Here is a 25,645-nt window from a genome sequence, read left to right as displayed (position 1 = left end):
GCAAGGGCTGGCGGGCCGCCACCGGCCCGGGCAAGGATTCACGCCGGATGGCCGGTCTGCCGCTCGAACCGGCACCGGCGGGCAGCAGGTAGAATCGGCGGATGGACTTCCCTTTCCTCGCCGGCTATCCCGCGCATCTGGTCGACCAGGTCGGCGCCCTGCTCGACTCGGGCGAACTCGGCATCAGGCTCGAGCGAAAGTACCCGCAACGCAACCCGGTCCAGACCGACCGCGCGCTGTACGACTACGTGAACGAGCGCAAGCAGCGCTACCTGAAGAACGCCCCGCCGCTCGCCAAAATCCAGTACGACAACGCGCTCGGCCTCTTGGCCGGCACGCTCGGCACCAACACCTTCGCCAGCCGGGTGCAGGGCGGCAAGCTCAAGCGCAAGAACGAAATCCGCATCGCCACGCTGTTTCGCGACGCACCGGGCGAATTCCTGTCGATGATCGTCGCGCACGAACTGGCGCACCTGAAGGAGAAGGACCACAACAAGGCCTTCTACCAGCTGTGCTGCCATATGGAGCCGGATTACCACCAACTGGAATTCGACCTGCGGGTCTGGCTGACGTGGCAGGAGGCGCTCTAGGGCCTGTCGTCACGCGTTTCGCGACCGCGCTGTGCCGAAGGCCGGCCACAAGGCGCGCGATGCCGGGCCCTAGCGCCCGTCCCCCCGCTCGCGCGCTTCGCGCTCGAAGCGGTTGTCGAGGTAAGGGCACCGGCCGCGCAGCCATGCATGCAGACTGGCGAGCGGGTACGCAAGCAGCAACAGCGCGCCCCAGCGCTCGTACTGGCCGACATGGACCCGTTCGTGCGCGCGCAGCCGGCACAGCGTCGGGCGGTCGATGCCGACGACCACATGACCCAGCGTGATCGCGACAAAGGGCAGCCGCGTCGGTCGCGAGTCGCGCCGCAAGGCAACCTCGAGCACGCCGGCCCGGCGCGCCAACGTTCCGCCGGCGAGCAGCACCGCGACCGCCAGCACCAGCCCGAGGCAGGAACACGGCGCCGCCCAGACATAGCCCCAAATCCGCCTCACCGGACGCACGAGCGCTCCGGTTGCCCATTCGCGGCCATGACATCCCGGCCGGCTTTGTCGACTGGCACTATGCTTTACTCACGCTTACAATTTTCAATTCACCCCCTCCCCACTCAAGGATGTCCAGCATGTTCAAGAAACTTGCCGCCGAAGCACTCGGCCTGTCCGATATCGGCGTCATCGTCGCCGCCGCCGATTACGACAAGGTCGATGCCGACGACTACCTGTTCGATGAGGACGGCGAAAAGATCTTTTTCCTGATCAAGTCGAAGAAGGACGAGTACTGCTTCACCAATCTCGGCCTGATCCATGTCGACGGTGATTCCGCGGTGTCGTCCAAGCGCACGATCCATCGCTACGATTATGCGCACGCGCGAATCGACGCGGTGTCGATCGAGACGGCCGGCACCATCGATCTGGACATCGAGCTCAAGTTCACCATCGGCGAGACGGTGTTCAGCATCGACGTGAAAAAGGGCTATCTGGAAGCGCTCAAGGACATCTACAAGGCGCTGATCGGCATCAGCCACCAGCAGCGCAAGGACGAGCAGGCGCGCGGACACGCGCTGCACGCGCTCGACGCGCTCGCCGGCATGTACAAGATCGGCGACGGCGACGAGGTGGCCGTCGCCAAGCAGTACAACGCCCTGCTCAACAACCTGAACCAGGCGGTCCAGGTGCATCACACCCAGCGCGACTTCAGCGCCGTGTTCGAGCGTTACATCCACAACTGATCCGGCCCCCCGGGCGGGCGGCTCACCACGCCCAGCGGACGCCGGCATTGCCGGCGAGCTGCCGCTGGTGCTCGCCGCCGAGGTTGGCCAGCCAGCTCACCGACACGAACGCGCTGGCCGACGCGCCGAGCTTCGCCACGACGCCGGCGCCGAGCTGGCCGGTGGTCTGGCCGACCTGCGTCTCGATGTCGGTACCGCCGGAGAAAGCCGCCGTATCGTCGCTGCCGAAGGTGCGCAGCACGTTGAGCCGCAGATACGGCTGCCATTGTGCGCCCCGCGCGTCGAAGCGCCCGTGCACGCGCGCGCCAACCCGGCCGACGAAGGTATTGCCGTCGTTGAAACCGACCGTGGAAATGCCGTCGTTCAGGTCGTTGAGCGACAGGTACTGCCAGATCAGTTGCGCCTGCGGCTCGACGGCCCAGCCTTCGCCGCCGCCGACCGGCAGCCCGGCTTCGATCGAGCCGGTCACCATCCTGCCGCGTGTCGATGCCGTCACGCCGTCGCGCGACCGGGGTTCGACGTTCAGCGAGCTGCCCATCAGCAGCGCATCGACATAGCGGCCGCCCGGGCCGGCATGAGTCCAGTACACGCCGCCGCTGTAGGCGTTGACCGCCAGCCGGCCGACGTCCAGTTCTGGCGTGCCGAGCGCAAAGCCGTCGACATCACCGCTGGCGCGCGCGAAGCCGAGAAACACGCCGTAGCGGTGGCCGTCGGTGCCGGCATACAGGTCCTGGCCAAGCTGCGTGCCGTAGATCGAGCCGTCGAACGCCGGGTCGACCGTACCCTGCCGGTTCAGCTCGCTCTGCGCCCCCCAGGCGCGCGCCCAGGCGGCCGGCAGACTGCCGACCTCGGTAAGCAGCGATTGCTCGCCCTGGCGGTCGTGAAAGTTGTCGGTCTGCATGATGCCGATCACGCGGGCGACGCCCGGCGCGGCCGCATACAGCGGCACCTCGGCACGATAGAGCGGAATGGGGTCGGCGCCGACCGGCGGCGGCGCGGGCAGCGGCGGCGAAGTCGCCGGCGCCGCGACCGGCGGCTCGGCGGGCAGCGGTTCCGCAGCGACACTGTTGCGCAGATACCAGTTGCCGGCCGTGCCGTCGCTCACGCCGCCCTTGGCCAGGTAGTACTCGAATGCACCCGCCTTGACCGGCGCGGCAAGCCGGAACGCACCCGCGTCGCTGGTCGCGCCGTTGACCGCCTGGACCAGCTGGATGCCGTCGCCGACGGTCTGGGCGCCGGCACCGCCGACATTGGTGACGGCGAGCGTCGTCGCCCCGCTCGCCCGCCCGCCGTCGACAACGAGGCGGTCGGACGCCGCGCCGTCGCCGGCCACGTGGGTGTTCAGCGCGATCCTGCCGTCCCGCCCGACATAGTCGCCGACGATATGGAGCCGGTTGCCCACGCCCTGGCCGCCGATCTGGACGACGCCGGCATTGTCCAGGCCGCCGCTGATCGTGAACGCGCCGTTGCCGCCCGAGGAGAACAGCGCATTCGCGACCGCGATCGTCCCGTTGTTGTTCACCGCACCGCCGACACGGCCATAACCGCCGAGCGTCGCGCCCGCAGCCACGGTGGTGGCGCCGCCGATCGCCGCGTTCGTGTGCGCGGCATCGCCGACGGCCAGCGTACCGGCCGCCACCGTCGTCGGCCCCGCGTAACTGCTGACGCCGTTGAGCAGCAGGCTGCCGCTGCCGGCCTTGGTCAGCGCACCGCTGCCGGTGATCCCCTGTGCCAGGGTCGACGAATAACCCTGCGTATCGATGGTGCCGCCACCGCCATCCAGCGTGATCGCGCGCGTGCCGGCAAGGTCGAGCGACTGGTTCAGCTGCAGCGTGCCGCCGTTGAAGTCCAGCTTCCCGCTGGCTGCGCCGAGCGCGCTGTCCGCGCCGATTGCCAGCGTGCCCTGGCCAAGTATCGTTCCGCCCGAATAACTGTTGCCGCCGGCCAGCGTCAGCGTGCCAGCGCCGGTCTTTTCGACGACTCCCGCACCCGAAATCCGCCCGCCATAGCTGCCGGCGACATCCTGCGCAAAACGGACCAGGCCGTCGTTGCTCACATTCGCAGGCAGGTTCCCCGCATTGGCCTGCAGCGTTGCGCCGGCGTCGACGATGGCCGAGGCCGACTCGCCGAGCTTTCCGGTCAGGTCCAGCGTGCCGGTTTGCACGTGTGCCAGCGTGAACGTGCCGCTGCCCTGCCACTGCCAGTCCGAACCCTGCATCAGCAGGGTCTGGAAGTTGCTGAAGGCATTGGCCGCGGTACCGCTGCCCTGCAGGATCACTTCATTGTTGTTGGCGCCGCCGTCGGCGGTGCCGACGATCTGCGAACCGGTCTGCAGGATCAGCGTGTTGTTGCCCGCCCCCATTGCAATGGCGTTGCCGATGTCGCTTTGCACCAGCCCCGCGTTGACGATGGTGGTATTGCCGTTGAGCGTGCGGATGCCGATGCCTTTCTGGCTGACGATCCGGCCGCCGGTGCCATTCTCGATTCTGGCGGTGAAGCTCGACCCCACCGTGTTCGAGAACACCGCCTCGGCGCCGGCGCCGGACGCGGTGATGGTGCCGGTATTGATCAGCGTGTCATTGTTGCCCTGCATGTAGACGGTCGTGCTGGATGCGCCGGACGTCGACAGCATGCCGCTGTTGCGCACCGTACCGTTGCCGCCGAGGATCGACATGGCCCGTGCATTGCTGCCCGACGTCGACACCGTGCCGGTGTTGACCAGCGTATTGCCCGACTGGCCGGCATTGGTCTGCCCCCACGCCGCCGTCATGCCGTAGGCGTTCGGGCCGGTCGTGGTGATCGAACCGTTGTTGGTCAGCGTATTGCCGCTGCCGTTGGCGGCCATGCCGTCGTTGTACGCGCCGGTCGTCCCCACCGTGCCGGTATTGCTCAGGCGATTGCCATTGCCGCTACCGAGCAGCACCGCACCGCGATTGCCGCCGCTGCCACCGCCACCGGTGAGCGAAACACTGCCGTCGTTGCGGATCGTGCTGTCGGTGTCGACGCTGAATGCCACCGGGCTGCCGGAGCGGGAAAGGCTGCCGGTCGCGGTCGAATCGAGATCGATCGTCACGCCGGTGCTGCCGGCACGTGCAGCGACCGACGACACGTCGTTGCCGCTGCAGTTGACCGTGGCGCCGCTGGCCGGTGCCGTGGCGCTGCAGGCAGCCTGCGCGGACGAAGCCGCGACGCCGGAAAACAGCACCACGCCGCCAACGCCCAAGCCAAGTAACTGTTTCACGGCATAGCCCCCTCAGTGCAACCACGATCGGAAGGCCATCATACTCAATGATCATTCATGCAGATTACAATCAACACCATTCATTCGTCAGAAACAACAGAATTCAAATCCCGGATCAGCCTCTGCAAGGCGCAATGCCCCGCATCACCCACCGGGTGACGCACGCCTGTCCCCCCTACCGCCGACGCCTCGACTTTTCATCTGCCTGCAACACGGCGGCAACACAATCGCGCTCACCGGGCGCACCGCGCCTAGAACAATAGACATTCAGGAGATGTGCCCATGAAGACCGCTCTTACCCTAGTCCTTGCCGCCGCACTCGGCCTGTCGCTCGCCGCCTGCAGCACCGCGCCGGAAAAGACCACCGCGCCGGCCGTCGCCGCCAAGCCGGCCGAACTGAAGGACGCCGCACTCGCCACCGCGGTCAAGACCGCACTCGACGCCGATCCGTCGCTGAAGGGCTTCGACATCAAGGTCAGCGGCAAGGGCCAGGACGTGAAGCTCGACGGCAGCGTCGCCACCGGTCAGGACATGGCGCAGGCAGGCATGATCGCCGAGAAGGTCAAGGGCGTCCGTTACGTCGACAACAACCTGATGCCGAAGAACTGATACCTCGGGCTCAGCGAATGCAAAAACGGCGTGCCCGCAGGCACGCCGTTTGTTTTCCGGAGCGAATCGTTCAGTCGGGCTGTTCGCTGCCGGCGACGACATGGATCAGCACCGCATCGTCGACCTGCACCTGCATGCCCGGGCGGATCTTGTTGGTCTTCCTCAGCTCCTGCACGCCGTTCACCATCACCGCGCCGCTGGCGACCAGCGCCTTGCCGGCCGCGCCGCTGTCGACGACGCCACACAGTTTCAACAGGTCGTTCAGTGCGATGTATTCGTCGTAGATTTCGACTTCCAGCGTTTGCATGGCAGGCCCGATGGCAGGAGTTAAACCGCGATTCTAACGCGCCGGCCAACTCGCCGCCGCAAGGCACTGGCGACGCCAGGCCGATCGCGCATAATACGCATCCCGACCGCATGCCCCTCACCCGAACAGGAATACCGCAATGGCAGGAACCAGCCTACTGGCCTTGATCGACGATATTGCCTCCGTCCTCGACGACGTCGCCGTGATGACCAAGGTCGCCGCGAAGAAGACCGCCGGCGTGCTCGGCGACGATCTGGCGCTGAACGCCGAGCAGGTGTCGGGCGTGCGCGCCGACCGCGAACTGCCGGTCGTCTGGGCCGTCGCCAAGGGCTCGGTGCGCAACAAGCTGATCCTGGTGCCGGCGGCACTGGCGATCAGCGCGTTCGCGCCGTGGGCGGTGATTCCGCTCTTGATGATCGGCGGCGCCTACCTGTGCTTCGAGGGCGTCGAGAAACTCGCGCACAAGCTGCTGCACCGCAACCACGCGGCCGAGCACGCCGAGCACCTCGAAGCGCTCGCCGACCCGGCCATCGACCTCGTCGCGTTTGAAAAGGACAAGATCAAGGGCGCGGTCCGCACCGATTTCGTGCTGTCGGCCGAGATCATCGTCATCGCGCTCGGCACCGTCGCCGGCGCCAGCTTCGGCACCCAGGTCGCCGTACTCGCCGGCATTGCCACGATCATGACCGTCGGCGTCTACGGTTTCGTCGCCGCCATCGTCAAGCTCGACGATGCCGGCCTCTACCTCGAGCGGACCGGCCGGAGCGGCATCGTCCGCGCCTTTGGCCGCGGTCTGCTCGGCTTTGCGCCGTGGCTGATGAAATCGCTGACCGTCATCGGCACCGCCGCGATGTTCCTCGTCGGCGGCGGCATCCTCGCCCACGGCCTGCCGGCGGTCCACCACGCAATCGAAGCCGCCGCCGCTGCCAGCGGCCCGCTCGGTTTCATCGTCCCGACGCTGCTCAACGGCCTGTTCGGCATCGTCGCCGGCGCAGTGGTGCTCGGCGCGGTGTCGCTGTTCGGCAAGCTTGCCGGCGCGTTCAAGCCCAAGGCGGCCTGACCAACGTCAATGCAAGTGCAGGCGCAACCGTGCCGACCCGCAACGGCGAATCCACCGGCGGCCTGTTGATGATGGCGCTCGCCGAGATTGGCTGGATCGTTGTCCTGATCGCTGCCGCGGCCCAGCTGTCGCCCGCCGCTGGACTCGCCATCTGGTTCGGCATTACCGTTTCGATGCTGCTAAGCCAGCGATGGTACGGCACGGTATCGTTGCGCTTCATGCAGGCCCAGTTTTTCTGGACGATCGGATTGGCGCTCGGCGTGACCGATGCAATGCCCGGCCTGATTTCCGGCGTTGCGGCCGGCTTCGGCGTTTTCGTCGCAGGCCTGTTTGCGCAGATGTGGATCGAACGCCGATTCAAGCTGCGCACCAGCAAATCGCTGACCGCGGAGCAGAGCCCGGACATGCCGAACCTGCCCAAAGGCGGTAGTGCCTGGGGTGGCGACGAACCATACCGAACGCCGGAAGGCGTACCGCTGCGCGTCCTCGACCACGGCGAAATTGCGATGGGCGGGCCGCAAGTCCTCACCTACCTGCTCGATTACTGCGTCCTCGAAGGCGCGTCGCCGTCGGCGCGCTTTTCCAGCGACGGCCGCTATTTCGTTTCACCGATGCCGAGCCGTGGCGCATGGCAGTTGCTGGCCTTCGATCGCGCCGAACGCCGGCTCTACCACTGCCGCGACGAGCGCTTCTGGGAACTGGACCACGTCAGCAACACCACGCTCTACGGCCGCTGCAGCCCCCTGACCGACGACCGCGCGTTTCAGGTCGACATCGCCACGCTGCTTGCCGGCACCCAGGCCATTCCGCTGGTCCAGATCCGCGATCTGTGGGTCCCTGAGGATGCGCTAGACGGCATCGACCTCGAGCCGCGAACTCTGAAGAGCCACGGCGCCCGGCTGAGCACACACCTCTGGCTGCCGGAATCGCTGGCCGCGCTCGACGAGCCGCTGGAACCGTTGCGGCGCCCCAGAGACGAGCTCCGGATCGACGGCCAAGCCAGTGGCCTGCTGCTTGCCCATACCGACCCCGAGCTGGTCTGGAGCAGCGACGGCCAGGCCTTTGTCTGCCGCACGGCCTGGGCCAGAACGGCAGAATGCACGTACTGGCTCTGGGAGTCCGGCAAGGCGCTACGGCAACTGGCCGAGCCATGGCAATCACTCAACCGGGAACCCCACGGGGGGATCGCAGGCGTCGTCGCGCTCGAACACGACGTAGCGCGCTTCCGGCTGTCGCTCTCCACTCCCGAGCTGAGCCGCGGCGACCACGGCCGTTTGTCCGGCTACCCTTGGTCGCTGCCGCTGACGCTCGGCTTCGGCGACGACGGCCGGGTGATCACCGCGGAGGTCGGCGCGTGCGAGCTGGACATTCTGTTGCCGCTCGATGGCCCTGGAGGACGCGATGCCTGCGCCCTCGAAAGCCAGCCGCTACCGGACGGCCGTCGGGTCGGCTGGCGCTGGCTGCGGGACAGTGGCGACGGCACACTGGGCGCTTATCGCTGCCGCATCGGCGAATGGGCGCTCGAAGGCGAATGGCTGATCGACCACCGCGTCTCCGATTGCGGCCGCTACGTCGCGCTGGTCGCGTTCGCCGATGCGCCGGCCGTTCCGTCCCGGCTCGTGATTGCCGACGTGACGACCAAGGAACTGCACTGGGTCGCCCAACCCTTGCCCGGGGTCCAGCTGCAAGGCTTCATCCAGCAGCAACTGCACGTGTTTCACCTGCTCGGCCGGCACGACGCACCGGAGATCACCGGACCGGGCCAGGGCGACCCCGGCCTGTTGCGGCGCTTTGACGAAGCGCTGCCGCCCGCCGAGCTCGCCCACGCCTTCCTTCAGCCCCGCAAGGCATCCCGGCTGTATTACGAACAGGAATGCCTCTTGCGCGGTGACGACGGCTGGACCTGCCGGCCCCGGCTGCGTCCCATCCAGTCGCCGCCGGACTCGCTCACCCAAGGCCACTTTGCCTACTCGGCACCGGCACCCGCCGATTCCGCGGCGGCTTTCGGGTTCGATGAAACAACGATTTTTCCAGCGGACGACGAGCGGATCACGGTCAATATCGACGGCTACCTGCTCACCGCCTCGGGCTGCGGTCTTGCGAATATCGGGCCGGCGATGATCTGGTCCGACGACGGCCGCTACCTGGCACTGACGCGCTACGTGAGCCGCCACGCCGAAGCCGGACTGGCGGAGGACGAATGGCGGCTGATGCTGCTGGACACCCAAGCCAAAACGCTGCGGCGCTACAAAGAGGGCCTCGGCTGCTTGCCGCGCTTCGAACGGTTTTCCGGGCGGCTCGACTTTGCCGTGGGAAGTGAAACCGCCCCGGAACAACTGCAGCGCTTTTCACTCAGCTTGGCGGACATGCTGCAAGCACCGGCAGAAACGCTGCACGAATGCCACGGCCGCTGGCTGCCGCAAAGCGAGCTGCACCGGAAGCACTACTGGCAGCGCCTCAGTTTCGATAACTGAAGGCTTATCGGCTTTTCAGCCGCGCGACCAGCGCCTTCATCGTCGCCTGCGTCTCGTCGGACCACCAGCGCGCCTGCACGTCGGCCAGCGGCATCGGCCCGGCGTAGGCGGCGTGCAGGTCGGCGCGGGCGATCGCGCGGGTCGCCAACATTGCCTGCCGCGGCAGCGCCAGCCTTTGCCGCAGCCAGCCGATGGCTTGCGGCACGACGTCGTCCGTCGCCGCCAGTTCGTCGACCATGCCGATCTCCACCGCGCGCTGTGCCGGGATCATCGCGCCGGCGACCATCAACTGCTCGGCGTGGCGCGGGCCCACCAGCCGGCGCAGCGCCAGTTGCAGACACTCGGGCACGACCAGCCCCACCTGCACCTCGTTGAGGCCGATGCGGAAGTCGCCGGCCGCCATCACCCGGTAGTCGCAATGGATCGCCATCACCGCGCCGCCGGCCGGGCTGTGGCCGGTGATCGCGGCGACCACCGGAATCGGCGAGCGGGCGATTGCAGCGAAAATGCCGAAGAAGTCGGCCCAGACCGGCATCAGTGCTTCCCGGTCGAGCGCGAGCAGGCTCGGCACGTCGAGTCCGGCGCTGAACATCCCCGGTGCGCCCGATAGCACCAGCCCGGCGACACCGTCGGCCGGCGCGGCCTCGACCGCATGGCGGATCGCGCGGATCAGCGCCGGGTCGAGCGCGTTGACCGGCGCGCGCGCCAGCCTGATTTCACGAATGGCATCGGGATGGTCGATCAACTGCAGCATGACGGGCTCGCTCGGTCGGAGGACAAGCCATTATTCCGGCCCGCGGCCGATCTCACGCGGCGTCCTTCCCGGACAGTGACGTTTGACACGTAAGCACTCGCGTCGCATGTCAGTAAACATGCATCGCCAGTACGGCGTATGGCGGCATTTTCGCCACATTACTTACCACCGTAGTCATAAAGAAGAATGACTGCGCGTACCATCCTGGGCTCGCGCGCCGCGCAGCGGCGCAATTTCGAACCCTCCTGCGATTCCGCCCATGCCACTCAAATCCCTGACCCTGATTCCTGCCCTTGCCGTGTTGCTGCTGCTCGGCGGCTGCGCCACCAGCCGCAGCGTCGTCACCGTACCCGCCGCCCCGGCCAGCGCCGCCGCGACACCGAACGGCAAAACGGTCTACATCAACGCGGTCAACGACAAGCGCGTTTTCGAGGCCACCCCGAAGGCGCCCAACGTCCCGTCGCTCGATCCATCCGAGGCCATGGGCGACGACATCAAGGCACGCGCCGTCGCGCGCAAGCGCAACAGCTACGGCAAGGCGCTCGGCGACGTGTTGCTGGCGCCGGGGCAGACCGCGACCCTGCTGGTGCGGCAGACGCTGGAAAAGGCGCTGATCGAGAGCGGCTACACCCTCGTCGGCGACAAGGACAAGGTCACCCGCGACACCTATATCGTCGACGTCAATGTCGACAAGCTCTGGGCCTGGTTCAACCCGGGCTTCCTCGCGATCACGCTGAGCGCCGAGGTGGCGACCGACATCGAGATCACCCGGCCGGGCGACGCCCGCCTCGAAGTCATCTCGATCAAGGCCGACGACGACTACCAGACGGCGGCGGACGGCAACTGGGTCGAGATCATCCAGAAGGCGCTCGCCGACTACGGCAAGGCCACGAAGCAGAAACTCGGCAGCTGACCGGCAGTCCGGAAAGAAAAAAGGGGGACAGCGTCCCCCTTTTTTTTTGCATCCTCGTTCCGTCTTGGCGGTCAGCGGGCCGCCGCGCGACGCTGCTTGATCACGTAGCCGCCCCACATGAACAGCAGCCACACCGGCATCAGCCAGACCGAGACGTTCATGCCCGGCGTCATCGCGAGGATGACGATGATCATCGCCATGAAGGCGAGGCAGATCCAGTTGGACAGCGGGAACCAGAACGACCTGAACACCAGCTTCTCGCCCTTGGCGTTCATCGCCTTGCGGAATTTCAGGTGGGTCAGGCTGATCAGCCCCCAGTTGAGCACCAGCGCGGCGACGACCAGCGCCATCAGCACGCCGAGCGCCTCGGCCGGGATCAGGTAGTTGATCACCACACAGGAGAACGTTGCCAGCCCCGACAGCGCGATCGCCAGCACCGGCACGCCGCGCGGGTCGACGCGGGCGAGCGACTTCGGCGCGTTGCCCTGCTTCGCCAGGCCGTAGAGCATGCGGCTGTTGGCGTAGACGCCGCTGTTGTAGACCGACAGCGCGGCGGTCAGCACCACGACGTTGAGCACCGTGGCCACCCAGCCCGAGCCGATCTGCTCGAAGATCATCACGAAGGGGCTGCCGCCCTGGGCGACCTGGTTCCACGGGAACAGCGACAGCAGGATGGTCAGCGCGCCGATGTAGAAGATCAGGATCCGGTAAATGACCTGATTGACCGCCTTCGGGATGCTCTTCTGCGGATCGTCGGCCTCGGCCGCGGTGATGCCGATCAGCTCGAGCCCGCCGAACGAGAACATGATGATCGCAAGCATCCAGAACAGGCCCGAGAAGCCGTGCGGGAAGAAGCCGCCGTCGTTCCACAGGTTGGTGACCGACGCCTGCGGCCCGCCGTTGCCCGACGCGAGCAGATAGCCGCCGAAGACGATCATGCCGACGATGGCGGCAACCTTGATGATCGCGAACCAGAACTCGGCCTCGCCGTAGAGCTTGACGTTGGCGAGGTTGATCGCATTGATGATGGCGAAGAACACCAGCGCCGACAGCCAGGTCGGCACCCCGGGCCACCAGTACTGGACATAGACGCCGACCGCGGTCAGCTCGGCCATGCTCACCAGCACGTACAGCACCCAGTAGTTCCAGCCCGACAGGAAGCCGGGGAAGTCGCCCCAGTACTTGTAGGCGAAGTGGCTGAACGAACCGGCAACCGGCTCCTGCGCGACCATCTCGCCGAGCTGGCGCATGATCATGAAGGCGATGATGCCGCCGATGCCGTAACCGAGGATCATCGACGGGCCGGCAGCCTTGAGTACGCTGGCCGAACCGAGGAAAAGCCCGGTGCCGATGGCGCCGCCGAGCGCGATCAGCTGGATGTGGCGGTTCTTCAGCCCGCGCTTCAGGCCGTCGTGTTGGGTTGTGTCATCCAAGATAGGTGTCCCACAGGTTGAAAGGAGGTACGGAACCGGCGAGTGTACTGCGCCGGGCGGGCCGGGTTCACTGAGGAAACTCAGTATTAATCGCCGTGCAACACCCTGAATTTATGCCCGGATTGCCCGATTGACGAACATTTCATCCGCCCCCCGGTCAGATACAAGTTGGGCTGCAAGCCCGGCCATGGTTTCGCGTAACCTATGGCCAGCCAACAGGCTCTCGCAATAGACGGGTCGCCCCGGCCACAAGCCGGCGGCGACTCCTGCCTTGATCCAAGGAGCACGCTTGTTCAACTGGTTTGAAAAACGGGTTCAACCGTACCCCGACGCCCCGCCGGCACAGCCGCCCAGGGGCTTCTTCGCCTTCGTCTGGGCCGGCACCGCCGGCATGCGCGGGCTGATTGCGCTGGTGATCGGGCTCACCGCGGCGATCGGCGCGTTCGAGGCGCTGCTGTTCTCGATGATGGGCTCGGTCGTCGACTGGCTCGGCAAGGTGCCGCCCGCCGAGCTGTGGACGCAGCACGGCGGCAAGCTGTGGCTGCTCGGCGCCATCCTGCTCGCCAGCCCGCTGCTGATCGCGCTGCAGGCGCTGTGCAAGTACCAGGCGCTGGCGGGCAACTTCCCGATGCGCCTGCGCTGGAACTTCCACCGCCACCTGCTCGGCCAGAGCATGAGCTTCTACCAGGACGAGTTCGCCGGCCGCGTCGCCGCCAAGGTGATGCAGACGGCGCTGGCGGTGCGCGAGACGGTGATGATCGTCACCGACATCCTCGTCTTCGTGGTGATCTACTTCATTACCATGCTCGCCGTCGTCGGCACCTTCGACTGGCTGCTGGTGCTGCCCTTCCTCGGCTGGCTGGCGCTGTACATGCTGGCGGTCTGGTACTTCGTGCCGCGGCTGGGCAAAGCCGCCAGCGCCCAGGCCGACGCGCGCAGCCTGATGACCGGCCGCGTCACCGACGCCTACACCAATATCGCCACGGTCAAGCTGTTCAGCCATGCGCAGCGCGAGGCCGGCTTCGTCAAGAGTGCGATGCAGGAGTTCATGCAGACCGCGTACCGGCAGATGCGGCTCGTCAGCGGCTTCGAGATCATCAACCACATGCTGAACATGCTGCTGATCGCCGCGACCGCCGGCATGACGCTGTGGCTGTGGACGAAGGGTCAGGTCGGCATCGGCGCGGTCGCCGCGGCGACGGCGATGGCGCTGCGGCTCAACGGCATCGCCCACTGGATCATGTGGGAAATGGCCAGCCTGTTCGAGCAGATCGGCACGGTGCAGGACGGCATCACCACGCTGTCGCGCCCGGTTGCGATTACCGACGCCACCGACGCCAGGCCGCTGAGCGTGCCGCACGGCGAAGTCCGCTTCGACGATGTCGGCTTTGCCTACGGCGGCAAGAACCGGGTCGTCGACGGGCTGAACCTGACGATCAAGCCCGGCGAGAAGGTCGGCCTCGTCGGCCGATCGGGCGCCGGCAAGAGCACGCTGGTCAACCTGTTGCTGCGCTTCTACGACCTCGAGCACGGGCGCATCCTGATCGACGGCCAGGACATCAGCAAGGTGACGCAGGACAGCCTGCGCGCGCAGATCGGCATGGTGACCCAGGACACCTCGCTGCTGCACCGCTCGGTGCGCGACAACCTGCTGTACGGCCGGCCCGACGCCGACGACGCCGACATGATCGCCGCCGCGCGCCGCGCCGAAGCGCACGAGTTCATCCAGACGCTGTCCGACCCGAAGGGCCGGCAGGGCTATGACGCCCACGTCGGCGAACGCGGCGTCAAGCTCTCGGGCGGCCAGCGCCAGCGCGTCGCGATCGCGCGGGTGATGCTCAAGGACGCGCCGATCCTGCTGCTCGACGAGGCGACCAGCGCGCTCGATTCCGAGGTCGAAGCGGCGATCCAGTCCAGCCTGTACCGGCTGATGGAAGGCAAGACGGTCGTCGCCATCGCCCACCGCCTGTCGACGATCGCGGCGATGGACCGGCTGATCGTGCTCGACAAGGGCCGGGTGGTCGAGGAAGGCACACACGCCGAACTGCTGGCGCAGCGCGGCCTGTACGCACGGCTGTGGGCGCACCAAAGCGGCGGCTTCCTCGGCGAGGAAGCCGAAGACGAAGCGCTCGCCCAGTAGGCGTCCGCCTCAGACGAAAAAAACGGCGCGTTCCACACGCGCCGTTTTTTTTGCGGCCTTACTGTGCCGCCGCCTGCTGCTCCGCATCCTTCGGCGCCGCTTCTTCCTTGATCTGGTACGACGGGTCGCGTACCCAGCGCCCCAGATCCTTGCCGATCGCAGCGGCGCTGCGGTCGAGAATCGAGCACGTGCCCTTGAAAGCGCCGAACACGCCGCCGATCGACCAGCGATTGACCTTCGTCTGCCGCACCACCTTGCCGCCTTCGAGCAGCTCGGCATTCACCGTGATCGCCTTCGGCCCGCTGAAGGCCCCGCCGCCGACGCCGAGCACATGGGTGATCTGCAGCCGCAGCACCGATGCATCGCCCGCCTCGGCGGCCGACGCCACCGTGCCGCTGCCTTCGCGGTTCAGTTTCTTCATCACCTCGCCGACACGCGTCGCCAGTTGCTCGTCGGGCTTGCACTCGTCCTTCACCTTGGCCACCACGCCCGCATCGGCGTGATAGGTAACCGGCACTTCGAGCAGGACGGCCTTGTCGGCGGCAAACGCATTCGTCGCGGCGGCCAGCAGGCCGGATACCAGCAGTGTCTTCATCGGGATGTCCATGGTCGGCGACTTGCGCCCTGAGTAAGGCGCGCATTTTACCCGAGGACGACATCCCGATGACATTGCGGTACGACCGTCGCGGCCATCCGGCCACACGCCGGACACCGCGCGTCAGGACAAACCGCTCGTCCGGCCCAGTTGCGCGGCCCGATCGACGATCGCCGCGCGCAGGCAGTCCGGACACAGGCAATCGTCCGCCGGCGGCCACGGCATCGCCGGTGGCAGGTCGGCGCACCAGCAGCCGCCGTTGGCGCCGCCGGTGCCGCAGCCGAAACCGGCACCGCAGCGCGAACAGGTCTTGGCGCGCGCGGCCGGCGCCTGCAGCCCGCGCAGCCGCGCCCATACCGCCGCCTTACCGGCGTCGTCGAGCGTCGTCCACGCGGTGATTTCGTCTATCGTGCGGCGGCAGCCGGTGCAGTGCCGGCCGCTCGCATCGAGCGCGCAGCGGCCGACGCACGGTGAGGGCAGGCCCGGCGGCTGGGGGTATTCGGTCATAACGGACGGTAGCGGATCGGCAAGTGCCGATTGTACCGCCGGCGCGTCAGCCAGCGTCGCCGCCGGCAATCTGCCGCAAGGCCCTGGCAAACACCTCGGGCGGCTGGCCGCCGGAGATCAGGTACTGTTCGTTGACGATCACCGCCGGTACCGCGGTAATGCCCTGCTGCTGGTAGAACGCCTCTTCGCTGCGCACCGCGTCGGCGTAGCGGTCGCCGGCGAGGATGTCGCGCGCCTCGTCGGCGTCGAGCCCGGCCGATTGCGCCAGCTGCACCAGCGTTCCGGCATCGGACGGATTGCGGCCGTCGGTGAAGTACGCGGCGAACAGCGCCCGCTTCAGCGCCAGTTGCTGCGCCGTGCCCTGTTCGCCGGCCCAGTGCAGCAGCCGGTGCGCGTCGAAGGTGTTGTAGATGCGCCGCCCGCCCATATTGAAGGTGAAGCCGAGCTCGGCGCCGCGGGCGCGGATCGCCTCCTGGTTCTGCGCCAGCTGTTCCGGCCCCATGCCGTACTTGTGCATCAGGTGCTCGGCCACGTCCTGGCCGTCGGCGCCGAGCTGCGGGTTCAGCTCGAACGGATGAAAGCGCAGGTCCAGCGCCACGGCGTCGCGGACCTGGCCGGCAGCCTCGAGCAGCGACGCCAGCCCGACCGCGCACCACGGGCACGAGACATCGGAAACGAAATCGATTTTCAGCGTGGTGATCATGGTCTGTGTCCTGCCGGGCCGGGGTCTCTGATCCGAACAAGGTGCGGCCGGCCGGCGCGGAATCAAGCAAGCCCGCGTCCGTGGCCTTACACTGGGCGGCTGTCCGAGCACCCCCATCATGTCCCGACGAATCGCCCCCCTGCCGCTGCGCGACGGCATCGCGCCAAGCTTCCTCGAACTGCCCGCGGGCGACTGGCCCGACCTGCTGTCGTTCCTGATCGCGCGCTTTCCGCATGTTCCCGAGGCGCAATGGCTGGACCGGCTGCAGCGCGGTGCGCTGGTCGACGCCGCCGGCACGCCGTTCACGCTCGCCAGCGCGTACCGGCCGTACACGCGCATCTGGTACTACCGCGAAGTGCCGGCGGAGACGCCGGTGCCGTTCGACGCGCCGGTGCTCTACCGCGACGAGCACCTCGTCGTCGCCGACAAGCCGCACTTTCTCGCCTGCATTCCGGCCGGCCGGCACCTGACGGAAACGCTGCTGACGCGCCTGCGCGCCAGCCTCGACCTGCCCGATCTCGCGCCGGTGCACCGGCTCGACCGCGAAACCGCCGGCGTGATGCTGTTCTGCGCCTCGCCCGCGCACCGCGGCAGCTACCAGAAGCTGTTTGCCGAGCGCCGGATTTGCAAGATCTACGAGGCTATCGCCCCGCACCGCGCCGATCTGGCCCTGCCGCGCATCCACCGCAGCCGGCTGGCCGAGCGCCCGGAAAACTTCACCATGCACGAGGTCGACGGCGAGCCGAACAGCGAAACGCGGATCGTGCTGCTCGAGCATAGCGGCGGCTGGGGCCGCTACCGGCTCGAGCCGGCCACCGGCAAGAAGCACCAGCTGCGCGCGCACCTGAACGCGCTGGGCATCCCGATCCGCGACGACCCGTGGTATCCGCAGCCCCTGCCCGACAAGGGCGACGACTTCAGCCGGCCGCTGCAGCTGCTGGCACGCTCGATCGCCTTCACCGACCCGGTCAGCGGCGAGGCGCGCCGCTTCGAAAGCCGGCGCAAGCTTGCGCTCGTCTCTGGCTGAATACCGCCTGTCGGCACACCAGGAACTTACTGTCAATGCCATGATTTGCTGCTTTGTCGCCTGCAAGCCCCTGCTCTAACTTGATGGTGGGATGCGCAGATCGACGCGCCGGCACCCGCATCCATGTCCCGGGCGATTTCCAATCAAAAGGCGCGGCGGAGATGACAGCATGTTCAATCAAGCGATCAAGCGGCAACTGGCCGAACAGCAGCAAACCATTACCACGCAACGCTCGGTGCTCGAAGCACTCGGCAAGTCGATGGCGACGATCGAATTCCGCCCAGACGGCACCATCGTCGACGCCAACGCCAACTTTCTCGCCACCGTCGGCTACCGGCTCGACGAGATCGTCGGCAAGCACCACCGGATCTTCTGTTCGGCGCAACTTGCCGGCAGCGCCGAATACGCGGCGTTCTGGCAGAAGCTGCAGCGCGGCGAGTTCGTCTCCGGCCAGTTCCGGCGTGTCCGCAACGGCGGCCAGCCGGTCTGGCTCGAGGCGTCGTACAACCCGGTCTTCGGCCCGGACGGGCGACTGGTCAAGGTGATCAAGTTCGCCCAGGACATCAGCGAACGGATCAGGCTGGCGCAGGAGCAGGAGAACGAGGTCAATGCGCTCAACCGCTCGATGGCGGTGATCGAATTCACGCCGGAAGGCATCATCGTCGATGCCAACGAGAACCTCGTGCGCACCGTCGGCTATCCGCTCGACTGGCTCCGCGGCAAGCACCACCGGGTGCTGTGCGAAGAGAGCTACGCCAACAGCGGCGAGTACATGCAGTTCTGGCGCCGGCTCAACCAGGGCGAGTTCATCGCCGGCCATTTCGAGCGCCGCGGCGCGCAGGGCAAGGTGATCTGGCTCGAAGCGTCGTACAACCCGATGTTCGACGCCGACGGCAAGCTCTACAAGGTGATCAAGTTCGCCACCGACGTCACCGAGCGCGAACTGGGCATCCGCAGCGATATCGAGCACATCAAGGAGGCTTACCGGCTGTCCGAGCAGACCGACCAGGTCTCGCAACAGGGGGCCGGCGTGATCGAGACCGCCGCGGCGGAAATGCGCCACATCGCCGACAGCGCCCGCAACTCGGCCCAGCTGATCGAGAACCTCGGCACCCAGTCGGCCAGCATCTCGTCGATCGTCAACACGATCAAGGAAATCGCCGACCAGACCAATCTGCTGGCGCTGAACGCGGCGATCGAGGCCGCGCGTGCCGGCGAGCAGGGGCGCGGCTTTGCCGTCGTCGCCGACGAGGTGCGCAAGCTGGCCGAGCGCACCTCGGCGTCAACGGCGGAAATCTCGGCGATGATCGAGGTGATCCGCGGCGGCACCACCTCGGCGATCACCGGCGTCAACCAGATGCTCAGGCAGGCCGAACAGGGCGTCGAGCATGCGAACAACGCCGGCGTGGCGATCGACCGCATCCGCGACAGCAGCCGGCAGGTCGCCGACGTGATCAACACCTTCTCGGCCGTGGCCGCGTTCAAGCAGGCCCGGGGCTGACATCGGGCCGGCAGCGACACGCCCCGCCCGGGGCGTTGGCTGCCGGCACGCTCAGCCGACGCGACGCCAGATTTCGAGCTCGGCGCGCACGCCGTTCTCCCAGCGCTCGTTGCGCCACTCGTCGCCGTCGACCCGATGGCGGAACACGTAGTCGCGCACCTGCCCGTTCACATAGCTGCCGATATCGGGCGTTTCGGTATACAGATCGCCTTCGACCCGGTAGGCGCCGCTGCCCGCCGCCCAGAAGGCGCCGTTCTGGCTGCTGATGAACGAAAAATGCGTCGCGTTGATGACCTTGCGCGAGGTCAGCCCGGCGTCGTAGACGTGCAGCTTGTCGCCTTCCATGCACTCGCCCGACACCAGCTCCCACGTTCCGATCAATGTGCTCATTGTGTTCTCCTTTGGTAGAGCCCGGATCGTCGCACCGCGGCGCCGGGCACGCTTTGCCGGCTTTGCCCTGCCGGGCAGGCTGGGCAAGCGTGGCAAAGGCCGCGGCCCCTTGCGTGCCCCGGCAGGCCACCGGCGCCTGCATCCGTCGCGGCGACACAACGCCTTCGCATAAGTAAAAACCCTAAGCAACATTGTCGGCCAGCTGACTTGCCCGCCATTGCCGTCAGCATCGCGCCCCGCAAGACCGGCACAGAACGCCAAGCTGACGGCGGCCCCGGCGCAGGCTGCGATGCCATCAAAGCGGAAATATGCAAAATGCATCGCGCAATCAAGGCAATGAATGCACCGGCAGCGCCGCATTGCCTACTGCATGCGTAACGACAAGGGAACGAAGTAGCTGTATCTTTTTATGTTCACATTACAAAAATCTGTCTTTTGATCTTGCATCACGCCACCCTCGACGTTGCCACCACGCTGCTGTTCGCCGGCTTCTGCCACGCCATGATGGCCGGCGTACTGCTGCTGTTCTGGCGCAACCGCCGCACCGGGCCCGGCTTCGGCTGGTGGGTCGCGTGCGAAGCGCTGGTCGCCACCGGCCAGCTCGCCGCCATCGCCCGCGCCTGGGTGCCCGGCTTCGGCATGCTGTTCATTGCCAACACCTGCCTGATCTTCAGCGTGCCGATGATCGAAACCGGGCTGCGCACCTTTCTCGGCCACCAGACCCGCCGCGCGCTGCTCCGCAGCTGGGGGCTCGCCGCCGTCGTCTATCTGGGCTGGCTGGCCGGACTGATGGCCGGATGGGGGACCGCCGACCGCGCCATGTGGTTCTCCGGCGGGCTGCTGCTGCAGGTGTCCTTTGCGCTGCATTACGTCGTGCGCATGCCGCGCGCCGGCGCGATGCGGCTGCCGATCGACCTGATGCTCGCCAGCGTGCTGCTGGTGGCCGTCGCGCTGCTCGCCCGGCTGATCGTGCTCGCCCCGCAGCTCGGCGGCAATTTCGACATCCAGCACGACACCGCGCTGGCGCTGCTGAACATCACCTCGATCTTTGCCGGTTTCTGCCGCACCTGCGCGGCGCTGATGCTGGTGCACACCCGGATCGAAACCGAGCTGCTCGCCACCCAGGCCAGGCTGGAGGAACGCGCCAACACCGACTGGCTGACCGGCGTGGCCAGCCGCGACCACTTCGAATCCAGCGTGCCGCTGCTGCAGGCCAATGCCGCCCGCGCCGGCAGCCCGATCACGCTGCTGCTGTTCGACATCGACCATTTCAAGCAGATCAACGACAACCACGGCCACCAGGCCGGCGACGCGCTGCTCCGGCAGATCGGCCAGCTCACCCACGCCGCCGTGCGCGACGGCGACCTCGTCGGCCGGCTCGGCGGCGACGAATTCGCCGTGCTGTTCTACAACTGCGACCTGCCCGCCGCCGAGCTCGTCGCCAACCGGCTGCGCGAGCAGGTCAAGCAGCTTCCCACCCCCGGCAGCGCCATCGGCCTGAGCGGCGGACTGACGCCGCTGCACGCGGGCGAAGGCTTCACCCAGGCGTACCACCGCGCGGACATGGCGCTGTACTCGGCAAAAGGCGCCGGGCGGAACCAGTTGAAGGCACTGCCGCTGCCGGCCTGACTCCGGCAGGCAGCGCCCCGCTCCCGGCGGTACTCAGTCGCGGATTTCGTCGTTGATCGCCCCGAGCAGTTCGCGCTGCGGATCATGCGCGTATTCCCACACCGTCAGCCCGCCGAGCCGTTGCGCCTTCAGATAGCGCACCTTCTCGCGCAGGCTGTGCGGATCCTCGTAGCTGACGACGGTATCGCCGTTGTACAGCCACGGCGAGCGGGCAACGTTGTCCCAGTAGCGCACGTAGCCGTCCCTGTTCAGGTAATGGGCCTTGATGTCGCTCCATGACGCATCGGGCGCGGCGGCCTTGGCCTTCTGGAACAGGCCGTTCTGCGCGCTGCCGACGCCGGTCCAGACCGGGCCGTAGAACGGCACGCCCATCAAGAGCTTGGCCGGCGCGATGCCGGCGTCGGTGTAGACGCGCATTGCCTGATCCGAACTCCAGCCGCCGTGGCCCGGATCGTCGGGGCGCTGGAACAGGTTGGAGAAGTGGCCGGTGGTCGCGGTCCAGCTGCCGTACGCACCGTAGGCGGTGACGGTGAAGTAATCGACGCTGCGCGCAACGCGGGTCAGGTCGTTCTTCTGCACGAACCACGGGCCGGCCGGCACGGCGCTGGTCAGCTGGTAACGCCGGTGCGTTTTCGCTGACAGCGCGTCGAGCGCGGCGCGGGTTTCCTCGATCAGCAGCGGGTAGTTGTCGCGGTCCTTCGGATCGCTGCCGATCGGCTGGCCCCAGTCCGGCCCGACCGGATACTGCCACTCGATGCCGAGCCCCGACAGCCTGTGCCGCTCGACCAGCGCCACGGCGCTGTCGACAAAACGCTTGCGCCCCTCGGCCGTCATCGCCATCTGCGAAAAGCCGTCGGCGCCGTAGCCGCCGATCGACAGGTTGACCTTCAGCCGCGGGTGGCGCCGTTGCAGCTTGGCGACTTCCTGCCACAGGTGCTTGAACACCGGCAGCGGCTTGCCGTCGGCGCCGGTGCCCGGCTCGGTGGCGGGCACATAGACCTCACCGCCGTTGCGCAGCGCGCCGAAGGCGATGTTGAGCTGGGTGATCGCCTTGCCGTCGATGTCGTCGGCGCGCCAGTGGCGGCCGTCGGGCATCGGCCAGGTACGGATGTAGGCGGCGACCTCCAGCCGCGACCGGTCGCGCTCGTCGTCGTCGCGATCGTGCGCGCCCGCCAGCGCGGGAAGGACTGCGGTGGCGCCGAGCAGCCAGCCGAGCACCAGTTTGCGAATCTGCATTGTTTTTGACTCCTCCGGAATGATGGAGACGGACGACGTCCGCCGTCACGGCCGCAGCCTTGTGCAAGGCCGGCGACAATGACGAAGTCATTATTCATCGGCCGGTGGCAACGGGGCCGCGACAGGGCAAGCCGGGAAACACCCCGGCCAATTCCGGACAATTTCGGCCAAGTATCGCCATTTATCGGCGATCAGTGGCGATTAACGGAGTATTGGCCGCGCACTGCCAGCCCATCGCCGGCCCGCAGCCCGGCAAGCCGCACCCTGCCGGTTGCGCCGGCGCGGCCGCGCGGAACTGCGGCGCGCCGCCGCACTCTGATGCAGGCGAAGCGGCGATCAGCACCACCCCGCCCCGCCACTGCCGGACCGCCGGCCCTCACCCATCCACGCAGGAGTAGTCCATGTTTCGTAGTCTGTTAGCCGCTGCCGGCATCGGCGGCGCCCAGGTCGATACCCGCATCGTCCGGTCCCGGCTCGTACCGGGCGGCATGCTGCTCGGCGAAGTTGTGCTCAAGGGCGGCGCGGTCGACCAGATCATCGAAGGACTGCAGCTGGTGCTGTGCACCGAAGCCGAGGTCGAGACCGACAACGGCGAATACACCACCGCGCACGTGCTGGCGCACTGGCCGCTGAACGAGCGCTTCGTGCTGCGCGCCGGCGAGACGATGACGATCCCGCTCAACAGCAAGCTGCCCGACGAAACCCCGGTGACTGCACTACCGTGCCGCGACAACCGCACCAAGGTGTGGATCGAAACCCGGCTGGCCATCGCCAGCGCCATCGACGCCTCCGACCGCGACCCGCTGCAGGTCGAACCGACCGAGGCCATGCAGTGCGTGATTGCCGCCATGGGCGCGCTCGGCTACGCGCTGGTACGCGCCGACGTCGAAGCCGGCTACCTGCGCACCCACGTCGCCAACAGCCAGAGCGGCTGCTATCAGGAACTCGAATTCCGCCCGCAGAGCTACGGCGGCATCGCCGAGGTCGAAATCTCCTTCCTCTACGACGCCCACGCCACCCACCTCGTCATCGAAGTCGACCGCCGCCATCGCGGCGACAGCTACCGCGTGGTCAGCGTGCCGCATGCGGGGTTGAGTACGGCGAGTGTGCAGCGGCAGTTGGCGGAGCTGTTCTCGTAGACGTCGGGCGGGCGGCGTGGCTTTGGGCCATTCGGCGCAAAGCGACAGTCCGCCATTTCGGTAACGTTGATCCGGCGCGCCGTGCCCGGACGCATCGCCCGTGGCAGAAGCCGCCGTCAATCCAGCGCGGCTTCCTTGATGCAGCGGGCAAACACCTGCTGCATTGGCCCGTAGTCGGCGTGGACGCCGGCGATGTTCGCGTGCAACCACCGTTCCCGATCGGTACCGCGCCAGTCGACGACGTGGCCGGTATTGATGATCAGGTGTTCGAACAGAATGCGCTGGGCGCGGCCGTTCCCCTCGCGGAAGGGGTGCAACATATTGAGTTCAACATACAGCTCGGCGCTGGCCGCGATCAGCTCGGGCAACGCCAAGCCGACAAAATGATCCTGCTGCGCCAGTTGCGCAAACAGCCGGCCTGCTTCCGCGACGATGCGGTGCGCATTGCAGAAACGCGTTTCCGCTTTGGCAATATCGACCCGGCGGATTTCGCCCGCCCAATCGTAAACGTCGCCGAACAGTCGGTAATGGATGCGCTGCCAATAGGGCAGGTCGTAAGGAGGTTCGGCAAAGCCGATTTCGGCGGCGCCAAGGTCGCTCAGATCGCGCTCGGCGGCGGCCAGCAGGCTTGCTTCGCGCAAACCCAGCCGGTTGATCAGGACATCACTGCCGGGGTAGCACTAGACATCCTGACCCACGCCGTATTTATCCATGCTTTTGCCGGGCCAGACTGCTGTAGCTGGCGATGAGCTGCTCGCGCGTCAGCGCCTTGCCGGTCACCGGCGCCGCAATACCTTCCAGCTCAAGGCTCGCCCGGTAGTTCCGGACTTTGGTGCGCTCGGCCAGCGCCTGTTTGGCGGCAAGACTCGGCTTTTTCATCGGCGGCTCCTGACTTGATACGTGCCTGTATTCTACGCCGCAAAGCCCGGATTCGGCGCCCGAACACATCCCGCCAACCCTGCACCACTCCGGGTATTCCTCCGCCCGATCCCTGCTCGCCACACCCCCGGCAAAGTCCCGCGACTGCATGGCACTGGCGTAGTCGCAAACCATCGCCGGCGGCAAGGTCCGGATGCAGGTGATCGGACAGCACCACCCACGCGACGACCTCGAACAGATACAGCCGCTGCGCCTGCCGCACAGCCTCGCGCAGCGAATTCGCCTCCCGCACCAGCAAGTCTCCGGCACGTTCGAGCAACGTCACGGTGAAGAAATACGAACCACCTTCAATAAAACTGAGTCCATATTTGGACATAACCGACGCATTACTGACACACTCAATCAGCAACGGTAGTATGCAGATGGACATGACACAGCCCGATCGACCACCGCGCCACGGTGGATTGGCTTCGCCGAATCCACCCTACGTAAGGCGGATTCGGAGCGAAGCGACAATCTGCCATTTCAGCAGTGTTGATCCGGCATACCGCAGTACAACCAACCATTCACCAAATAACAACTATGAATATTTTCTATTTCAACGAATCCAAAGCTAAAGAATTGCTTGTCTCCAACTATAGGCACTCTCAGCTTATTCCGTTCTTTGGGACGGGATTGACGAAAGGAGAAAAAGCTAAGCGTGGCACTGTCCCAGACGGAAAAATGCTCCTGGACGAATTGAGAAGGGAGATTAAAAAATCAAAGAACATTAGCGAGTCAGACAAGGATTCAATCCTAAGTAACACTAGGAGCTTGAAGGGTATATTTGATTTTTTTGAGGACGACGATGTTATTGACGGGTGCGCACGCAGAAATTACCTGATCAATACATTTTGTGGCGTTAAAATCAACTCAGTAAAACGCCAACTGCTAAATCTCGACTGGCCTAGCATTGTATCCTTGAATATCGATGATGCAATTGAGTCTGCGACTGATGGATACCATTTGATAACGCCAAACAAGAAAATATCTCTGGAGAGAGTAAAAAGTTCGAAGTGCATAATCAAGTTACATGGCTGCGCAAACGAATACGCACATTATGAAGACACAAAAATAATATTCACCTGGCGCTCTTATGCTGACAGCATTCATACGAATAAATCGCTTCTTCATTATATTCAAGCCATAGCAGAGTCAACCGCGTTTGTTTTTATCGGCTGCAGCCTGGATGAAGAACTGGATTTAATGCAAATACCGCAACCTATGGTGTTTTCTAAATCCATATTCATCAAGAAGGGTAAACCAGATTTTGCAGAAAAAAAAATCTAAAGAAC

The 25,645-nt window shown here is 66.1% G+C and carries 24 protein-coding genes; 12 read left to right on the top strand and 12 right to left on the bottom strand.

Annotated elements, in window-relative coordinates:
- Nucleotides 1-101 precede the first annotated feature (101 nt).
- On the top strand, nt 102-590 hold the full coding sequence (locus BJP62_RS12375) for a M48 family metallopeptidase (protein ID WP_070530005.1): 489 nt from the start codon (nt 102-104) through the stop codon (nt 588-590).
- A gap of 69 nt (nt 591-659) precedes the next feature.
- On the opposite strand, the gene BJP62_RS12370 is transcribed toward BJP62_RS12375, so the two are convergent.
- The gene (locus BJP62_RS12370) at nt 660-1,049 is read right to left on the bottom strand and encodes a hypothetical protein (protein WP_205700897.1); all 390 of its coding nucleotides are present in this window, start codon (nt 1,047-1,049) and stop codon (nt 660-662) included.
- 119 nt (nt 1,050-1,168) lie between these two features.
- Here BJP62_RS12370 and BJP62_RS12365 point away from each other — a divergent pair, with 119 nt between their 5' ends.
- Nucleotides 1,169-1,774: a PH domain-containing protein gene (locus tag BJP62_RS12365; RefSeq protein WP_070530003.1), complete on the top strand. Its 606-nt coding sequence runs from the start codon at nt 1,169-1,171 to the stop codon at nt 1,772-1,774.
- A 22-nt stretch (nt 1,775-1,796) separates the two neighbouring features.
- Here BJP62_RS12365 and BJP62_RS12360 read toward each other — a convergent pair whose 3' ends face one another.
- Nucleotides 1,797-5,015, bottom strand: coding sequence for an autotransporter outer membrane beta-barrel domain-containing protein (locus BJP62_RS12360; protein ID WP_205700896.1), 3,219 nt, complete (start codon nt 5,013-5,015; stop codon nt 1,797-1,799).
- Nucleotides 5,016-5,297: 282 nt separating this feature from the next.
- Here BJP62_RS12360 and BJP62_RS12355 point away from each other — a divergent pair, with 282 nt between their 5' ends.
- On the top strand, nt 5,298-5,624 hold the full coding sequence (locus BJP62_RS12355) for a BON domain-containing protein (RefSeq protein ID WP_070530002.1): 327 nt from the start codon (nt 5,298-5,300) through the stop codon (nt 5,622-5,624).
- A 70-nt stretch (nt 5,625-5,694) separates the two neighbouring features.
- Here BJP62_RS12355 and BJP62_RS12350 read toward each other — a convergent pair whose 3' ends face one another.
- Nucleotides 5,695-5,922: an RNA-binding S4 domain-containing protein gene (locus BJP62_RS12350; RefSeq protein WP_374749753.1), complete on the bottom strand. Its 228-nt coding sequence runs from the start codon at nt 5,920-5,922 to the stop codon at nt 5,695-5,697.
- 148 nt (nt 5,923-6,070) lie between these two features.
- On the opposite strand from BJP62_RS12350, the gene BJP62_RS12345 reads away from it, so the two are divergent.
- Together BJP62_RS12345 and BJP62_RS12340 are read left to right on the top strand one after the other, a co-directional pair.
- Nucleotides 6,071-6,991, top strand: a complete 921-nt coding sequence (locus BJP62_RS12345) for a DUF808 domain-containing protein (RefSeq protein WP_070529998.1) — start codon at nt 6,071-6,073, stop codon at nt 6,989-6,991.
- Between the two features lie 29 nt (nt 6,992-7,020).
- Entirely contained in the window at nt 7,021-9,465 is a 2,445-nt protein-coding gene (locus BJP62_RS12340) for a hypothetical protein (protein WP_083300897.1), read from the top strand.
- 4 nt (nt 9,466-9,469) lie between these two features.
- Here the strand turns inward: BJP62_RS12340 and BJP62_RS12335 are convergent, their stop codons facing one another.
- Nucleotides 9,470-10,219 (bottom strand): enoyl-CoA hydratase/isomerase family protein, encoded by a 750-nt coding sequence (locus BJP62_RS12335; RefSeq protein ID WP_070529996.1) that lies wholly within the window; start codon nt 10,217-10,219, stop codon nt 9,470-9,472.
- A 259-nt stretch (nt 10,220-10,478) separates the two neighbouring features.
- Here BJP62_RS12335 and BJP62_RS12330 point away from each other — a divergent pair, with 259 nt between their 5' ends.
- Nucleotides 10,479-11,132, top strand: a complete 654-nt coding sequence (locus BJP62_RS12330; RefSeq protein WP_083300896.1) for a hypothetical protein — start codon at nt 10,479-10,481, stop codon at nt 11,130-11,132.
- Nucleotides 11,133-11,203: 71 nt separating this feature from the next.
- Here BJP62_RS12330 and BJP62_RS12325 read toward each other — a convergent pair whose 3' ends face one another.
- The gene (locus BJP62_RS12325) at nt 11,204-12,565 is read right to left on the bottom strand and encodes an amino acid permease (protein WP_070529994.1); all 1,362 of its coding nucleotides are present in this window, start codon (nt 12,563-12,565) and stop codon (nt 11,204-11,206) included.
- A gap of 289 nt (nt 12,566-12,854) precedes the next feature.
- Between BJP62_RS12325 and BJP62_RS12320 the strand changes: the two genes are divergently transcribed.
- Nucleotides 12,855-14,705, top strand: coding sequence for an ABC transporter ATP-binding protein (locus BJP62_RS12320; protein WP_070529992.1), 1,851 nt, complete (start codon nt 12,855-12,857; stop codon nt 14,703-14,705).
- Between the two features lie 58 nt (nt 14,706-14,763).
- Here BJP62_RS12320 and BJP62_RS12315 read toward each other — a convergent pair whose 3' ends face one another.
- The 3 genes from BJP62_RS12315 to BJP62_RS12305 all read right to left on the bottom strand — a co-directional run bounded on the left by BJP62_RS12315 (nt 14,764) and on the right by BJP62_RS12305 (nt 16,510).
- Nucleotides 14,764-15,312 (bottom strand): hypothetical protein, encoded by a 549-nt coding sequence (locus tag BJP62_RS12315; protein ID WP_205700895.1) that lies wholly within the window; start codon nt 15,310-15,312, stop codon nt 14,764-14,766.
- Nucleotides 15,313-15,423: 111 nt separating this feature from the next.
- The gene (locus BJP62_RS12310; protein WP_070532687.1) at nt 15,424-15,807 is read right to left on the bottom strand and encodes a DUF1289 domain-containing protein; all 384 of its coding nucleotides are present in this window, start codon (nt 15,805-15,807) and stop codon (nt 15,424-15,426) included.
- Between the two features lie 46 nt (nt 15,808-15,853).
- Nucleotides 15,854-16,510 carry a DsbA family oxidoreductase gene (locus BJP62_RS12305; RefSeq protein ID WP_070529988.1) on the bottom strand — a complete coding sequence of 219 codons (657 nt, stop codon included), beginning with the start codon at nt 16,508-16,510 and terminating at the stop codon, nt 15,854-15,856.
- A 118-nt stretch (nt 16,511-16,628) separates the two neighbouring features.
- Between BJP62_RS12305 and BJP62_RS12300 the strand changes: the two genes are divergently transcribed.
- The gene (locus tag BJP62_RS12300) at nt 16,629-17,537 is read left to right on the top strand and encodes a pseudouridine synthase (protein WP_070529986.1); all 909 of its coding nucleotides are present in this window, start codon (nt 16,629-16,631) and stop codon (nt 17,535-17,537) included.
- Nucleotides 17,538-17,706: 169 nt separating this feature from the next.
- Entirely contained in the window at nt 17,707-19,038 is a 1,332-nt protein-coding gene (locus BJP62_RS19250) for a PAS domain-containing methyl-accepting chemotaxis protein (protein WP_070529984.1), read from the top strand.
- A gap of 51 nt (nt 19,039-19,089) precedes the next feature.
- On the opposite strand, the gene BJP62_RS12290 is transcribed toward BJP62_RS19250, so the two are convergent.
- A complete protein-coding gene (locus BJP62_RS12290; protein WP_070529982.1) occupies nt 19,090-19,428 on the bottom strand; it encodes a hypothetical protein in 339 nt (112 codons plus the stop codon).
- A gap of 441 nt (nt 19,429-19,869) precedes the next feature.
- On the opposite strand from BJP62_RS12290, the gene BJP62_RS12285 reads away from it, so the two are divergent.
- Nucleotides 19,870-21,057, top strand: coding sequence for a GGDEF domain-containing protein (locus tag BJP62_RS12285; protein WP_070529980.1), 1,188 nt, complete (start codon nt 19,870-19,872; stop codon nt 21,055-21,057).
- A gap of 33 nt (nt 21,058-21,090) precedes the next feature.
- Here the strand turns inward: BJP62_RS12285 and BJP62_RS12280 are convergent, their stop codons facing one another.
- On the bottom strand, nt 21,091-22,293 hold the full coding sequence (locus tag BJP62_RS12280; protein WP_070529979.1) for a glycoside hydrolase family 18 protein: 1,203 nt from the start codon (nt 22,291-22,293) through the stop codon (nt 21,091-21,093).
- A gap of 401 nt (nt 22,294-22,694) precedes the next feature.
- Here BJP62_RS12280 and BJP62_RS12275 point away from each other — a divergent pair, with 401 nt between their 5' ends.
- Nucleotides 22,695-23,432, top strand: a complete 738-nt coding sequence (locus tag BJP62_RS12275) for a sporulation protein (protein ID WP_070529977.1) — start codon at nt 22,695-22,697, stop codon at nt 23,430-23,432.
- A gap of 116 nt (nt 23,433-23,548) precedes the next feature.
- Here the strand turns inward: BJP62_RS12275 and BJP62_RS12270 are convergent, their stop codons facing one another.
- Together BJP62_RS12270 and BJP62_RS18490 are read right to left on the bottom strand one after the other, a co-directional pair.
- Nucleotides 23,549-24,073, bottom strand: coding sequence for a Fic family protein (locus BJP62_RS12270; protein WP_205700894.1), 525 nt, complete (start codon nt 24,071-24,073; stop codon nt 23,549-23,551).
- A 64-nt stretch (nt 24,074-24,137) separates the two neighbouring features.
- The gene (locus BJP62_RS18490; RefSeq protein ID WP_145927198.1) at nt 24,138-24,311 is read right to left on the bottom strand and encodes a YhfG family protein; all 174 of its coding nucleotides are present in this window, start codon (nt 24,309-24,311) and stop codon (nt 24,138-24,140) included.
- 582 nt (nt 24,312-24,893) lie between these two features.
- Between BJP62_RS18490 and BJP62_RS18105 the strand changes: the two genes are divergently transcribed.
- Nucleotides 24,894-25,640, top strand: coding sequence for an SIR2 family protein (locus BJP62_RS18105; RefSeq protein WP_083300895.1), 747 nt, complete (start codon nt 24,894-24,896; stop codon nt 25,638-25,640).
- Nucleotides 25,641-25,645 lie beyond the last annotated feature (5 nt).

Source organism: Jeongeupia sp. USM3, assembly GCF_001808185.1.
In the GTDB taxonomy this organism is placed as follows: Bacteria; Pseudomonadota; Gammaproteobacteria; order Burkholderiales; family Chitinibacteraceae; genus Jeongeupia.
The sequence above is the reverse complement of the archived record's forward strand: the minus strand, read 5'-3'. Positions and strand labels throughout refer to the sequence as shown.